General features: G+C 61.8%; 15 protein-coding genes. 3 read left to right on the top strand and 12 right to left on the bottom strand.

Features of this window, described 5'->3' with window-relative positions; all coding sequences use genetic code 11:
* Positions 1-9: 9 nt before the first annotated feature.
* The 3 genes from purL to ELH03_RS10615 all read right to left on the bottom strand — a co-directional run bounded on the left by purL (position 10) and on the right by ELH03_RS10615 (position 4,498).
* On the bottom strand, positions 10-2,241 hold the full coding sequence (gene purL / locus ELH03_RS10625) for a phosphoribosylformylglycinamidine synthase subunit PurL (protein WP_130766286.1): 2,232 nt from the start codon (positions 2,239-2,241) through the stop codon (positions 10-12).
* A gap of 131 nt (positions 2,242-2,372) precedes the next feature.
* Complete coding sequence (locus ELH03_RS10620; protein ID WP_130766285.1) at positions 2,373-2,954, bottom strand: acyloxyacyl hydrolase; 582 nt, start codon at positions 2,952-2,954, stop codon at positions 2,373-2,375.
* A 125-nt stretch (positions 2,955-3,079) separates the two neighbouring features.
* Entirely contained in the window at positions 3,080-4,498 is a 1,419-nt protein-coding gene (locus tag ELH03_RS10615) for an aminotransferase-like domain-containing protein (RefSeq protein WP_130766284.1), read from the bottom strand.
* An 81-nt stretch (positions 4,499-4,579) separates the two neighbouring features.
* On the opposite strand from ELH03_RS10615, the gene ELH03_RS10610 reads away from it, so the two are divergent.
* On the top strand, positions 4,580-4,837 hold the full coding sequence (locus ELH03_RS10610) for a DUF1127 domain-containing protein (RefSeq protein WP_128412363.1): 258 nt from the start codon (positions 4,580-4,582) through the stop codon (positions 4,835-4,837).
* A 43-nt stretch (positions 4,838-4,880) separates the two neighbouring features.
* Here the strand turns inward: ELH03_RS10610 and ELH03_RS10605 are convergent, their stop codons facing one another.
* From ELH03_RS10605 to ELH03_RS10575, 7 genes are all read right to left on the bottom strand, one after another.
* On the bottom strand, positions 4,881-5,273 hold the full coding sequence (locus tag ELH03_RS10605; RefSeq protein ID WP_130766283.1) for a hypothetical protein: 393 nt from the start codon (positions 5,271-5,273) through the stop codon (positions 4,881-4,883).
* A gap of 87 nt (positions 5,274-5,360) precedes the next feature.
* The gene (purQ, locus tag ELH03_RS10600) at positions 5,361-6,032 is read right to left on the bottom strand and encodes a phosphoribosylformylglycinamidine synthase subunit PurQ (RefSeq protein ID WP_105006267.1); all 672 of its coding nucleotides are present in this window, start codon (positions 6,030-6,032) and stop codon (positions 5,361-5,363) included.
* The gene (locus tag ELH03_RS10595) at positions 6,029-6,583 is read right to left on the bottom strand and encodes an RNA 2'-phosphotransferase (RefSeq protein WP_130766282.1); all 555 of its coding nucleotides are present in this window, start codon (positions 6,581-6,583) and stop codon (positions 6,029-6,031) included. Before ELH03_RS10595 ends, purQ begins: the two co-directional genes overlap by 4 nt.
* A 44-nt stretch (positions 6,584-6,627) precedes the next feature.
* The gene (gene purS, locus ELH03_RS10590; protein ID WP_012757626.1) at positions 6,628-6,870 is read right to left on the bottom strand and encodes a phosphoribosylformylglycinamidine synthase subunit PurS; all 243 of its coding nucleotides are present in this window, start codon (positions 6,868-6,870) and stop codon (positions 6,628-6,630) included.
* Positions 6,871-6,885: 15 nt separating this feature from the next.
* The gene (gene purC, locus ELH03_RS10585) at positions 6,886-7,650 is read right to left on the bottom strand and encodes a phosphoribosylaminoimidazolesuccinocarboxamide synthase (RefSeq protein WP_018242191.1); all 765 of its coding nucleotides are present in this window, start codon (positions 7,648-7,650) and stop codon (positions 6,886-6,888) included.
* Positions 7,651-7,900: 250 nt separating this feature from the next.
* Complete coding sequence (locus tag ELH03_RS10580; RefSeq protein WP_130766281.1) at positions 7,901-10,198, bottom strand: putative bifunctional diguanylate cyclase/phosphodiesterase; 2,298 nt, start codon at positions 10,196-10,198, stop codon at positions 7,901-7,903.
* A gap of 96 nt (positions 10,199-10,294) precedes the next feature.
* Entirely contained in the window at positions 10,295-10,849 is a 555-nt protein-coding gene (locus tag ELH03_RS10575) for an RBBP9/YdeN family alpha/beta hydrolase (protein WP_003559738.1), read from the bottom strand.
* A gap of 174 nt (positions 10,850-11,023) precedes the next feature.
* Between ELH03_RS10575 and ELH03_RS10570 the strand changes: the two genes are divergently transcribed.
* Together ELH03_RS10570 and ELH03_RS10565 are read left to right on the top strand one after the other, a co-directional pair.
* Positions 11,024-11,830: a DUF2189 domain-containing protein gene (locus ELH03_RS10570; RefSeq protein WP_130766280.1), complete on the top strand. Its 807-nt coding sequence runs from the start codon at positions 11,024-11,026 to the stop codon at positions 11,828-11,830.
* 151 nt (positions 11,831-11,981) lie between these two features.
* Positions 11,982-12,461 (top strand): low affinity iron permease family protein, encoded by a 480-nt coding sequence (locus ELH03_RS10565; protein WP_128402713.1) that lies wholly within the window; start codon positions 11,982-11,984, stop codon positions 12,459-12,461.
* Between the two features lie 52 nt (positions 12,462-12,513).
* On the opposite strand, the gene purB is transcribed toward ELH03_RS10565, so the two are convergent.
* Together purB and ELH03_RS10555 are read right to left on the bottom strand one after the other, a co-directional pair.
* Entirely contained in the window at positions 12,514-13,821 is a 1,308-nt protein-coding gene (gene purB, locus ELH03_RS10560; RefSeq protein WP_018072252.1) for an adenylosuccinate lyase, read from the bottom strand.
* Positions 13,822-13,894: 73 nt separating this feature from the next.
* Positions 13,895-14,380 carry a hypothetical protein gene (locus ELH03_RS10555; RefSeq protein ID WP_128402613.1) on the bottom strand — a complete coding sequence of 162 codons (486 nt, stop codon included), beginning with the start codon at positions 14,378-14,380 and terminating at the stop codon, positions 13,895-13,897.
* Positions 14,381-14,389: the final 9 nt, after the last annotated feature.

The raw sequence follows: 14,389 nt of genomic DNA, 5'->3' as shown, positions 1-14,389 counted from the left end.
CCTTGCGCATCATTCCGCAGCAAGTTCGCCGCGGCCTTCCATGAAATCAGGGAACCACGATTCATGGGCATCGCGCAATTGCTGAATCGGCAGCGAGATGAGATCGCCGACGATGAGCGCCGTTCCCCCGACCGTGCCGAGACGGCGGAAGGGAACGCCGCCACCTTCCGCATTGGCGCAGACGAAATCGGCGACATCGGCAGGCAACGTCAACACGTAGCGCGCCTGGTCTTCGCCGAAGAGCAGCGCATGCGGCGCACCCTTGCCTTCGCTCAGATCAATCGTCAGGCCTTTGCCCGAGGCCATCGCCATTTCGGCGAGCGCGACGGCAAGGCCGCCTGAGGAAATGTCGTGGCAGGCGGTCGCCTGGCCGTTGCGGATGACGGAGCGAACGAAATCGCCGTTGCGGCGCTCGGCAAACAGATCCACCTCCGGCGCCGGACCTTCGCGGCTGGAAAGCACGTCGCGGAGATAGACGGATTGGCCGAGATGGCTGCCGTCGACACCGATCATGATGACGCTATCGCCGTCGTTGGCCGTGCCGATGCGGGCCATCTTGCGCCAATCCGGCAGCAGGCCGACGCCTGCGATCGTCGGGGTCGGCAGGATGGCGACGCCGTTGGTCTCATTGTAGAGCGAGACGTTGCCGGAGACGATCGGGAAGTCGAGCGCGCGGCAGGCCTCGCCGATGCCCTTCACCGCCTGAACGAACTGGCCCATGATCTCAGGCTTTTCGGGATTGCCGAAGTTTAGGTTGTCGGTGGCGGCGAGCGGTTCGGCGCCTGTCGCGGTGATGTTGCGCCAGCATTCGGCGACCGCCTGCTTGCCGCCTTCGAAGGGGTCTGCCTCGACATAACGCGGGGTGACGTCGGAAGAGAAGGCGAGCGCCTTGGAGGGATGGCCGTCGACGCGCACGACGCCGGCATCGCCGCCCGGAAGCTGCAGCGAATTGCCCTGGATCAGCGTGTCGTACTGCTCATAGACCCAGCGCCGGCTCGACTGGTTGGCGGAGCCGACGAGTTGCAGCAGCGCCTGACCGTAATCCTTCGGTGCGGCGACGAGATTTGCGGGCAGGGGGCCATGCTTGCCGGATTCGCGCCAGGGGCGGTCATATTCCGGCGCCTGGTCGCCGAGATCCTTGATCGGCAGGTTGGCGACTTCCTCGCCCTGATGCATGACGCGGAAGCGCAGATCGTCGGTCGTCTTGCCGACGATGGCGAAATCGAGGCCCCACTTGACGAAGATCGCCTTGGCTTCCTCTTCCTTCTCCGGTTGCAGCACCATGAGCATGCGCTCCTGGCTTTCCGACAGCATCATTTCGTAGGCCGTCATTCTCTCTTCGCGCACCGGCACCATGTCGAGCTCGAGCAGAATGCCGAGATCGCCCTTGGCGCCCATTTCGACGGCCGAGCAAGTGAGGCCGGCTGCACCCATGTCCTGGATGGCGATGACGGCGCCGGTCTTCATCAGCTCGAGGCAGGCTTCCAGCAGGCACTTCTCGGTAAAGGGGTCGCCGACCTGAACAGTTGGGCGCTTCTCCTCGATCGATTCGTCGAATTCGGCCGATGCCATCGTCGCGCCGCCGACGCCGTCGCGCCCGGTCTTGGCGCCGAGATAGACGACCGGAAGACCGACGCCCTTGGCTTCGGACAGGAAGATGGCGTTGGACTTCGCAATACCGGCGGCAAAGGCGTTGACGAGGATGTTGCCGTTGTAGCGAGCGTCGAACTCGACTTCGCCGCCGACCGTCGGCACGCCGAAGGAATTGCCGTAGCCGCCAACGCCCGAGACGACGCCGGAAACGAGGTGGCGGGTCTTCGGATGATCCGGCTCGCCGAAGCGCAGGGCGTTCATCGCGGCGATCGGGCGGGCGCCCATGGTGAAGACGTCGCGCAGGATGCCGCCGACGCCGGTCGCAGCACCCTGATAAGGTTCGATATAGGAGGGGTGGTTGTGGCTCTCCATTTTGAAGACGACGCAATCGCCGTCATCGATATCGACAACACCGGCGTTCTCGCCCGGGCCCTGGATGACGCGCGGCCCCTTGGTCGGCAGCGTGCGCAGCCATTTCTTCGAGGATTTGTAGGAGCAGTGCTCGTTCCACATGGCCGAGAAGATGCCGAGCTCGGTGAAGCTCGGTTCGCGGCCGATCAGATCCAGAATACGCTGGTACTCGTCTGGCTTCAGGCCATGGCTTGCAATGAGTTCCGGCGTGATCGGGATGGTGTTTGGAATGGTCATGAGCTCTCGAAAGTCCCTGCCGTTGCGCGTTTTCCGCTCTTTAGCCTATGTAGGGACGGCGCGCGACAGGAAAATGCCCGCCGTCAACAGCGGGCAGGCAACTTCTTCCCTACCATGAAAAGTGGTCGCTGCTAGAATTTGTAGCCGATCTGCAGACCGGCCCGCGTCATGCCGTCGTTCGGCCCGTCGCAGAGATTGGCATGCGAGGAGTGGGCGATCTGGGCCATGACGTTCCAGTGGGCGTTGAAACGATAGCCGGCGCCCAGATATTCGTGGAAGAGGACGCGACAGCCGAGTTCCGGGCCGTCATCATCGCCCTCGAGATCGCCGGTATGAATGACGCCGCCGAAGCCGGCCTCGGCAAAAAGCTTCTCGTTGAAATCGACCGTCCAGGTGAAGCCGGTGAAGAACTGGCTGGCCTCGCCTGACGTGCCGATCGAGGTGCCGAGATGCACACGAGGATGCAGCAGCTGTTGCTGCCAGCCGACCGCCGTATCGTGGCTGAAGGGATCGAAGAGAGCGGTAATCTTTGGAAAGACGCCGTCTTCCCTGGAATGGCCCGATTGTATCGAGGCCGAGGCGCCGAAGCGCAATTCATCGAATATCTGCTCGCCGGCATTTGCCGAGCCGGCCATTGTCGGCATGCCGACCACCACTGCCACTGACGCAATACCTAACAAGCGCAGAGCGACCCTTCCGAAGTCGATCCTCATCTGCTGTCCTTATGATTCCGTATCACCCAGCGGAATGACAAAGAGCTAACACGAAGGTCCCATTCGCGACGTATTCGGGGCGGGCCTAGGCATTTTTCCGATCTATGACGTGTATTTGCAACAGGTCATATTTCGCCGTCATAGGCGGAGCCGCCGTTTTCCAATAGCCGGCGCAGGATCATCAGGCCCGAGATCAGTTCCTGCCCTGTTTTCGGCGAGGAAAAACCGATGCGAACGCGATGATAGGGTCTTTCCCCGCGCGCCGCCTTGAACTCGTCCTCGTCGTCGACGAGCACGCCGTCGCGGAAGGCGGCATTCTTGAAGGTGCCGGACATCCAGGGCTCCGGCAGTTTCAGCCAGAGGAAGGGCGCGTGTACGTGCGATTCGAAATCGAAGCCCTGCAACTGTTCGCGGGCGAGACGGACGCGCCGGGAGAGTTCCTCGACACTTGCCTTGCGGATCTCGTGCGCCGCGCCGCTTTCGACGAGACGCGCACAGGTCTCGGCTAGGATGAAGGGCAGACCGCCGGTGATCATCCTGTGCGTCACCTTGATGCGCTGGGCAAAATGCGGCGGGCAGGCGACCCAGCCGCCGCGCACGCCGGCGGCGACCGATTTCGACAGGCCGTTGACGAGGAAGGTGCGATCGGGCGCAATCGAGGCGAGCAGCGGCGTATCGTCGTCGGCCATGCCGCCGTAGAGGTCGTCCTCGATCAGCCAGACACTGTGTTTCCTAGCGATTGCGGCGATAGCCACGCGCCGCTCATAGGGCATGATCGCCAGCGTCGGATTGTGAACGGTCGGCATCAGGAAGGCGATCTTCGGATGCTGCTGCTGGCAGAGCCGCTCGAAATCCTCGGGGATCACGCCGAGTTCATCGGAATCGACCGTCAGTGTGCGGCGGCCGAGCAGACGGGCGCTGCGGCTGACCTGGGTATAGGTGAGATCCTCGAAGACGATCTTGTCGCCCGGCGCCGAAACGGCGGCGATGACGGCGATCGCTGCCGCATGGGCGCCGAGCGTCGGGACGATGTTTTCGACCTCCGGCGTCCAGCCGCTGCGGGCAAGCCAGAGGCGACCGGCCTCGAACCAGTTGCGCGGGAAACTCCGGGAATAGGAGGAGATTTCCGAAAGATGCTGTTCGCCGATCTCGGCGAGGATGCCTGCTATGATCTTGCCCTGGCCGAGATCGGGCGCGGCTGTCGTGTCGAAGCGGATCTTGTTCGCCGGCGCATCCTGGACGCGGGTGCCGCCGAGCGACACGGTCAGCGGATCGATCTGCTCGCCGGGCGTCGTCTCCGAGCGGTTCAGCACATAGGTGCCGCGCCCCACTTCGCCGGCGACCAGACCGCGCTCATGCACCAGCGCATAGGCGCGGCCGATCGTGCCGATCGTCACGCCGATATCGTAGGCGAGGTTGCGCTGCGGCGGCAGCTTGCTGCCGGCGGGCAGGACGCCGCTTGATATGGCGGATTCGATGCTGTCGGCGAGTCGGAGATAGACCGGCCCGGAACCGCGGGAAATATCAGGAAGCCAATTTGTCATGGTGACAATTGTATATATTGGCACATTGTACCCGTCAAGCGTATGAGTCAATTCCAATGGCAAGCCGAGAGGATTCCTGGAATGTCTGCCTTACCTGAGATCAAAATGCCGATTGTACCGATTGTCTCTTACGAAGACAGGAGACAGATCATCCTCCCCGTCGCGCCCGCTGAGGAGACGACGCGCCTGGGCCGGATCTGGGCCGCTATTCTTCTTTGGCATCAGAAGCGGGAAGGCCGGCGCGCGCTGAGGGGCCTGACGGCGACCGAGCTCAAGGATATCGGAGTGTCACAGTCCGACGCGGCGCGCGAAGTCAGCAAGTCGCTTTTCTGGGACTGATCATGCTTTTTGGCAGATCATTCTTCCAGGGCTGCTTGGGCGATCAGCTGCAGGCCTTGTTGCCTGTCGACCAGCGATTGACGTCGGCGGTGATGCGGCCGGCGACCGGCTCCTGCATCACTGGCCCGAAGGCCTGCAGGCGCGACGGGCTTCCCTCGGCCTGAACGACGAGCAGCGGCCGGCTTTCCGGGCTGCCCTTGTGGACAAGCAGGATACGCGGCCGGCCGGAGAAGGAATTGAGCTCCGGTGCGAGCTTATAAGCAGCAAAAGCCGGATCGCCCGATTTGAACCAGCAGGCATTGGCGCCGAGCGCCACGCGTTCCATCGTCGGCAGTGCGGCGCGGTTCGGGCCTGTCGCCGGCGCCGGCGTCTGGCAGGCTGCGACCATGGCTGCGACAGCGGTCAACAGGGCGGCGTTTGCGAGGCGAAGGCGCATCAATCTTGCTCCAGATCCGGACGGAAGAATTTTCGGGTGCATGCCGTTGCCCAAGACCGCTGCGCGGTTTTGGACGACGTGCAGGGCTCAGGCGGCGATGACGTCGAGCGCCGAGGCAAAGAGGCCACGGCCGTCCGAGCCGCCATGGGCGGCCTCGATCAGGTTCTCGGGATGCGGCATCATGCCGAGCACGTTGCCCTTTTCATTCATGACGGCGGCGATATCGTTGATCGAGCCATTCGGATTGGTGCCCTCGGCATAACGGAAGACCACCTGGCCATTGCCTTCGATTGCGGCCAGCGTCGCTTCGTCGGCGAAATAATTGCCGTCGTGATGGGCGACCGGGCAGCGGATGACCTGACCCTGCGCATAGGCGCGGGTGAAATCCGTCTCGGCATTGACGACTTCGAGCTTGATCTCGCGGCAAACGAATTTCAGCGAGGAATTGCGCATTAGCGCGCCGGGCAGCAGGCCGGCCTCGACGAGGATCTGGAAGCCATTGCAGACGCCGAGCACCTTCACACCTTTTGCAGCCTTGTCGATGATTGCCTGCATGACCGGCATGCGGGCGGCGATCGCGCCGCAGCGCAGATAGTCGCCATAAGAAAAGCCGCCGGGAATGACGATCAGATCGACATCGGGGATCTCGGTTTCCGTCTGCCAGATCGTTACCGGTGGCTGGCCGGAGATCTTGGTCAAGGCTGCGATCATGTCGCGGTCGCGGTTGAGGCCCGGAAGTTGAACGACGGCTGATTTCATGAGGTCCCTGCGTTTCGCGAAAGATATTGAACTGGAACGCTTTCGGCGAGCCATACTCCATTGTCGGAGACAAAGAAAGAATGACCCTCTGAAAACATGCGGGCCGCGTCCACACGCAGGATGAGATGTTCACCCTTGCGGCGCATTGCAACGATTTTCGCCGTTTCGACATCTGCCGAGAGATGAACGTGGTGCCGTTGCATCTTCTTCAAGCCTTCGCGCTGGATCGACTGCCAGTTCGTCAGAGACGTGCCGTGAAAAAGAGCGGCGGGCGGTTCGACCTGGTTCAATGCGAGATCGACCTCGACGCTATGACCTTGGTTTGCGCGAATTCTGTTATCGGCGAGCGTGAAGCGCTTCTTTGGATTGTTTTCGACAATCTCGATGATATCGGTGCGGGAAACGTCGTATTTCGACGCCAACGTTTTTTCGAGCTCGTCGAACGACACCCAACCCTCGCTATCAAGCGTCAAGCCCGCAGATTCCGGCGCATGACGCAAAACATAGCTCATATATTTCGAGACTTCCGTCTCCAGCTTTGCTTTCATCATGACGCCAAATCCTCAAAGTCCGCCAGACGACGGGTCTGTGATCATCAGTCGATCGCGATTGCGTAATTCTCGATCACCGTGTTGGCGAGCAGTTTTTCGCACATAGCCTTGAGGTCGGCCTCGGCCTTGCCCTTGTCGGCCCCTTCCAGCTCCAGGTCGAAGACCTTGCCCTGTCTTACATGGCCGACGCCCGAGAAGCCGAGGGCGCCAAGCGCACCCTCGATAGCCTTGCCCTGCGGATCGAGAACGCCGTTTTTCAGCGTGACGGTGACACGAGCCTTGATCACTTTGTCTTTCCTGCCTTACTTGACGAGAACCGGGCCGGTGCCGCGCACGGGCTCGTTTTCATTGATGATGCCGAGACGGCGCGCAACTTCGGAATAGGCTTCGAGCAACCCGCCGAGGTCGCGGCGGAAGCGGTCCTTGTCCATCTTCTCGTGGGTTTCGATATCCCAGAGCCGGCAGCTGTCCGGCGAGATTTCGTCGGCGAGGATGATGCGCATCATATCGCCTTCGAAGAGGCGGCCGCATTCGATCTTGAAATCGACGAGCTGGATGCCGACGCCGAGGAAGAGGCCGGTCATGAAGTCGTTGACGCGGATGGCAAGCGCCATGATGTCATCGAGTTCGGCGGGGTTTGCCCAGCCGAAGGCGGTGATGTGCTCTTCGGAGACCATCGGATCGTCGAGCGCGTCGGACTTGTAATAGAATTCGATGATCGAGCGCGGCAGCACGACGCCTTCGTCGATGCCGAGGCGCTTGGCGAGAGAACCGGCCGCGACGTTGCGCACGACGATCTCCAGCGGGATCATCTCCACTTCCTTGATCAACTGCTCGCGCATGTTGAGCCGGCGGATGAAATGAGTGGGGATGCCGATCTTGTTCAGATGGCTGAAAATATACTCGGAAATGCGGTTGTTGAGGACGCCCTTGCCATCGATGACTTCGTGTTTCTTCTTGTTGAAGGCAGTGGCATCGTCCTTGAAGAACTGGATCAAAGTGCCCGGTTCCGGGCCCTCATACAGAATCTTTGCCTTGCCCTCGTAGATACGGCGGCGACGGTTCATCGTGGTCATTCTCTGTTGTTGGCGCTCTTGGGATAGCGCGAGTGGATCGATCTCGTGGCGTCCCCTTAAAGGAAAAGAGAGGGTTTCACAATCCGCCTGTCGCTCCTTCCCTGGTTTCCGGATTTCACGGCCCTGGTTTCCAATTTTACGGAATACCGCCAAGAGAATCGAATGAATTCGCAAGACAAGTCTAGCGCCTTTTCCTCTACGGTGGAATGAAGGCGAAATGGCGAGCCGCTTATGCAGGTTTTTATTTGGCGGCTCTGCTTCGCAGCGCGCGACGAAGCTGCGTCTGCAAGGCGCGAGCGGCGATTTCCCCGTGGCGCCAGCTTCCGGCGCGGATGAAGGAGGGGATCTGCATGGCCGGCATCGGCCGGGCGAGCGCGAAGCCCTGCAGCGTGTCACAGTCGAGTTCTTCGAGAATGCGGATATGATCCACCGTCTCGACGCCCTCGGCAATGACGAGGATGTTGAGCGAGCGGCCGATATCGATGATCGAGCCGACCAGTTTGCGCTGCTCGGACGATTGCGGCAGCATGCGGATCAGTTCGCGGTCGATCTTCAGCGTCTTCGGGCTCAGGCGTAGCAGGCTGACGATCGAGGCATGGCCGGTGCCGAAATCGTCGATCTGGATGTCGATGCCGAGCTTGCGCAGCTTTTTCAGGTTGGCGGCCACCGCCTCGTCGCAATCGTCGAGCGAGATCGATTCCAGCAGCTCGAAGGAGATTGTGCCGGGCTGGATCTTCAGGGCGCGAAGCTTCTTGCCGAGATCAGGGTCGGCGAGCCGCCTGGCGGAGACGTTGACCGATATCTTCGGGATCGACAGCCCGTCCTTGATCCAGACGCTGCGGTCGGCCAGCGCTCGCTCCAGGATCAGGGCGTCGATGGTCGAGACGACGTCGAGATCCTCGGCGATATCGAGGAAGCGGTCGGGCGTCAGCAGCCCGTGCACCGGGTGCTGCCAGCGAGCAAGCGTCTCAATGCCTGCGACATCGAGCGTGCGGGCATCGAACTGCAGCTGATAGAAGGGCACGAATTCATTGCGCTCGAGGCCGATCAGGATCTCGTCGGCAAGGTGCTTGGCGGAGATGATGTCGCGGCGGGCAGAGGCCGAGAAGAATTCGAAGCGGTTGCGGCCTAGGCCCTTGGCCCGATAAAGCGCGATATCGGCGTCGAGCAGCATCTGCTTGGCGTCGAGCGTCGATCCGTTATCGATGGCGATGCCGATGCTGGCGCCGAAACGGCAATCGTGCCCCTCATATCTGACGGGTTTGCGCAATTCGCGGATGACACGTTCGGCAAGGCCGGCGATCTTCTTCGACGCGGGATCGACGGCGCAGAGGATGACGAATTCATCGCCGCCAATGCGGGCGACGAAATCGGCGGCGCGGACGGAATTTCTCAGCACGCTTGCAGCATGCTGGAGCATGGCGTCGCCGGCCCGGTGGCCGAGCGTGTCGTTGATCTGCTTGAAGCGGTCGAGATCGATATGCAGGATCGCCAGTGCCAGGCCCTTTGCCCGGCATTCGGCCGAACGCTCGCCCAGCATCTTGTCGAGATAGCGGCGGTTCGGCAGGCCGGTGAGATAATCGTGCATCGCCAGGTGCTCGATACTCTCCTTGGCGGCTTCGAGCTCGCGGTTGCGCGCCTCAGCCAGATCCTTGGCGCGCCGCAGCTCGTTGCGGAGCGCGACTTCCTCGGTGACGTCCCAGTTGGCGCCAATCAGCTTGCGGTGGCCGTTGCCGTCGATGAAGAAGGCCGAGCGGGCGCGGATGACACGTTCGACGCCGTCGCCGCGAATTATGCGGTATTCCTGCTGGAAATCACTGCCGCTTTCGACGCTACGGTCGGACAAGCCAAGGACGCGCTCGCGGTCGTCGGGATGCAGGCTTTTCGCCCAGGCGTCGCTGGCGATCTGCCGCGAGGCGCCCTGCAGGCCGTAAATGGCAATGAGGCGGTCGTCCCATTCGACGACATCATGCTCGATATCGGCCTCGAAGACGCCGATGCGGGAAATCTCCAGCGCCAGATCGAGCCGGCGCGACAAACGCGACAGCGTCTCCTCGGCCTGCTTGCGGGCGGTGATATCGGTATCCGTGCCGACGATACGCGTCGGCACGCCACTCTCGTCCCATTCGACGCAGGCGCCGCGACACTCGATCCATACCCAGTGGCCATCCTGATGGCGCTCGCGATATTCGAAGATCTGGTAATTGGGATCGCCGGCGTTCTGCCGGTCGATCGCATGAACGACGAAATCGCGATCCTCGGGATGGACCAGCTGCAGCCAGGTGTCGTAATCGCCAGCGGCTTCCTCGTCGGGCGCCATGCCGCGGATAGCTTTCCACGTCTGCGAGTAGTATTTCCGGTCGAGACGGTAGTTGTGATCCCATACGCCAAGACCCGAGCCGACGAGCGCATGGTTCCAGCGGCTTTCCCGCTCTGCCAGGTCGGAATCGTCGGTCGCCCCATTGCCGATACCTGCCTCAGCCGCTGCGGCATCGCCATGCGGATCACCGGCCTCTGAATGGGCTTTCTTCACGGGCATTCTCGCTTATCTCACCTCGGCGCAGTCTGCTGTCATTCCATTAAGAAAGACTTAGAAAGCGCTTGCTCAACAAGCGGGATAGCGCCTTTTCCTCGATCAGGGGGAGAGCCGGCCGAGGAACTGGGCAAAGACCATGGTGCCTTCGGGCCAGGGGCCGTGACCGGAATCGGCATTGATATGACCGGACTCGCCGGCATCGACGAGGAAGGAGCCCCAGCTGCTGGCAATCTCGTCGGCATGCTCGTAGCTGCCGAACGGATCGTTGCGGCTGGCGACAGTGATCGACGGGAAGGGCAGCGGATCGCGCGGATAGGGGCCGAAAGTCATCAGGTGCTTCGGGCGGATGTCGGGATTGGCGACATCGGGCGGGGCGACGAGGAAAGCGCCCGCCACGCGGTTGCGGAAATGCGGGATGGCGTGGATCACCGAGGGCACGCCCAGCGAATGGGCGACGAGAACGACCGGACGGGTCGAGGCATTCACCTCCTCGGCGATGCGGGCGATCCAATCCTCGCGGACCGGCTTCGTCCATTCGGCCTGTTCGACGCGCCGCGCCGTACTGAGCTTTGCCTCCCAGCGGCTTTGCCAGTGGCTCGGGCCGGAATTGGTGTAACCGGGGATGATGAGGATATCTGCGTCTGAGGCTTTCATAGTGCCGCCGATGTGAGAAAGCTGGTCCAAGATGTCAAGAGGGGTGTCAAGGGAGAGAGCGACACGGGCGTTGAAAGTTGCTATATTGCTCCAGTGCCGGTTGCGGAATTCGTGTCGGCTTGCCCGCCGATGCTTTCCGCCGCCGATCAGGTCTCGGCTGAGGAGGAGAAAACCATGGCGGCATTTCATGTCATGACGGGTGCCAGCGAAAGCTTGGCGCGGCCCGTCGTCAATCGCATCGGTATCGCTGACGTCTTCGACGCGCTGAAGCGCGGATACGAGGATTTTATGGAGAAGCCGTCCCACTATGTGTTCCTGTGCCTGATGTATCCGATCGCCGGCGTCTTCCTGACGCTGTGGAGCTCGGGCGCCAACCTTTTGCCGATGGTCTTCCCGCTTATGGCGGGTTTCGTGCTGATCGGCCCGATCGCAGCGATTGGCCTCTATGAAATCAGCCGCCGGCGCGAGGCCGGCCTCGACGCGTCCTGGACGCATGCGCTCGATGTGCGCCATTCGCCGGCACTGCCGTCAATTGTGGCGGTCGGGCTGATGCTCTGCGGCCTCTTCGTCGTCTGGCTGGTGACGGCACAGACGCTCTACAGCAATTTGCTCGGCGAGGTCTTTCCGCGCAGCATGGCAGATTTCTTCCGCCAGGTCTTCGGCACGTCAGAGGGCATGCAGTTGATCATCTGGGGCAATCTCATCGGCTTCGTCTTTGCGCTCGTCGTGCTGGCGATGACCGTCATCACCTTTCCGCTGCTGCTCGACCGCGATGTCGGGGCGGTGGCAGCCGTAAGCGCCTCGATCCGCGCGCTGCTCGTCAATCCGGTGCCGGTGCTGCTCTGGGGCCTTATCGTCGCTGCGCTACTCGTCATCGGCACGATCCCGATCTTTGCCGGGCTTGCGCTGGTTATCCCCATCCTTGGCCATGCGACCTGGCATCTCTATCGCAAGCTGATTGCGCGGGAAGCCACAGCGTAACCACGGCCCTTTTTGCGGGGAATCCCGGCGCCCTAGGGAATCTCGGATCCCTGGGGGAACCTCGAACCTGCCTCGGAGTTTGTTTAGCCGAGAGCATGATGTCATCGACATCATGTTCCGGAGACTTCGAGGGAGGATCTTTGAGGTGACGATGAAGCATCTGTTTGCCCACTTTGCAACCAAGGTATCGGAATGGGCGGGCAAACCCGTCATCTTCATCCTGGCACTGATCGCCGTCGTCATCTGGGCGGCACTCGGCCCCTTCTTCGATTATTCGGAAACCTGGCAGCTGGTCATCAATACCGGCACGACGATCATCACCTTCCTGATGGTTTTCGTGCTGCAGAACGCCCAGACACGCGACACGCGGGCGATCCAGGCCAAGCTCAACGAAATCATCCTGACCAGCCATGCCGAGAACCGTTTCATCGGTATCGAGAATCTCGACGAGGAAGAACTGAAAAGTCTCGACGAGCTGGTTGCCAAGGCCGCCAAAGGCAGGGGCGAGAGGGAGGCTTGCAGGACATCAGAGGCAGCGGATGCGGCACCGTCGAAAAAGGCGGAGGCACGCAAGCGTCCTGTGGCTGCCAAAGCGCCGAAGCAAGAACAGCGGCCGCTTCAGAAAAGTTAGGTATGAAAACGGCGCCTGCAAGGGCGCCGCCGTATCGTTGATCCCGAACCGCTCACGCGTTGCCAAACACACGCCGGAAGATCGTGTCGACGTGTTTGGTGTGGTAGCCGAGGTCGAATTTTTCGCGGATGTCCTCTTCCGACAGGGCAGCGCGGACTTCGGCGTCGGCAAGCAGCTCTTCCAGGAAGTCCTTGCCCTGTTCCCACACCTTCATGGCGTTGCGCTGGACGAGGCGGTAGGCGTCCTCGCGGGAGGTGCCAGCCTGGGTCAGTGCCAGCAGGACGCGCTGCGAATGGACGAGGCCGCGGAACTTGTTGAGGTTCTTCTCCATATTCTCAGGGTAGACCAACAGCTTTTCGATGACGCCAGCGAGCCGTGACAGGGCAAAATCGAGCGTCACCGTCGCATCGGGGCCAATCATCCGTTCGACCGAGGAATGCGAGATATCGCGCTCGTGCCAGAGAGCGACGTTTTCCATCGCCGGCATGGCGTAGGAGCGGACCATGCGGGCAAGGCCCGTCAGGTTCTCGGTCAGAACCGGATTGCGCTTGTGCGGCATGGCCGAGGAGCCCTTCTGGCCAGGCGAGAAATATTCCTCGGCTTCGAGCACTTCGGTGCGCTGCAGGTGGCGGATCTCGGTCGCCAGCCGCTCGATCGAGGAGGCGACGACGCCAAGCGTGGCGAAATACATGGCGTGGCGGTCACGCGGGATGACCTGTGTCGAGACCGGTTCGGCCTTCAGGCCAAGCGCCTCGGCGACATGTTCCTCGACGCGCGGATCGATATTGGCGAAGGTGCCGACGGCGCCCGATATGGCGCAGGTCGCGACTTCCTCGCGGGCGGCGACGAGGCGCTGGCGGCAGCGTTCGAATTCGGCATAGGCGAGCGCCAGCTTGACGCCGAAGGTGGTGGGCTCGGCATGGATGCCATGCGATCGGCCGATAGTGACGGTGTCCTTGTGTTCGAAGGCGCGGCTTTTCAGCGCTTCGAGCAGCCGGTCGATATCGGCAAGCAGGATGTCGGTGGCGCGGACCAGCTGGACATTGAAGCAGGTGTCGAGCACGTCGGACGAGGTCATGCCCTGGTGGACGAAGCGCGCATCCGGGCCGACGATCTCGGCGAGATGGGTGAGAAAGGCGATGACGTCATGCTTGGTGACGGCCTCGATCTCATCGATGCGGTCGACGTCGAAGGTGGCAGCGCCGCCTTTCTCCCAGATCGTCTTTGCGGCCGATTTTGGGATGACGCCGAGTTCGGCCAGCGCGTCGCAGGCATGCGCCTCGATCTCGAACCAGATGCGGAACTTGGTTTCGGGAGACCAGATGGCGACCATTTCGGGCCGGGAATAACGCGGGATCATGGGCGACTGCCTTCACTTCAAGAGGTTTGCTTTATCGAGGTTAGCGCCCCTGTAGCAAAGACGGGCGGCAATCTCAACGCATGCGTTTGGCAAGATGATAGCTGCTTGCGACAAGGCAGACGAGGCCAAGCGGCAGGAAAAGGCGCAGGCCGATCACCAAGAACTGGTAGACGGCGCTGGCACCGGTGAAGACGAACTGGAAAGCCCAGACGATACTGCCGAAGGGCGCATGCCAGCGCGAATAGAAGATCCGGTATTCCATGGCGAAGAGGAAGGCGGTCATCAGGATCGTGGCTGCCGTCAGCGTCACGAAAAAAGCGGCAAAACGCGCTTCCGGCGGCCTGCCATAAGCAAGGAAGCGGGCGACCGGCAGGGCGAATGGCCAGGCGAACAGGCCGCCGGCGAAATAGAGCGCGGCGACCTCGGCAAGGCGGCTCGTCTGCAGGCCGTTGCGCAAGTAAAGGCCGAGCATGGCGGCTGCAAGCATCTGCATACCCCAAAGCAACGCGCCGGCGATCAGATCGGGGTAGGGTGGCCGTGCAGCTCTTAGACGATCCATCCTGGGGCG

This window comes from Rhizobium beringeri (genome assembly GCF_004306515.1).
Taxonomy (GTDB): domain Bacteria; phylum Pseudomonadota; class Alphaproteobacteria; order Rhizobiales; family Rhizobiaceae; genus Rhizobium; species Rhizobium beringeri.
The sequence above is the reverse complement of the archived record's forward strand: the minus strand, read 5'-3'. Positions and strand labels throughout refer to the sequence as shown.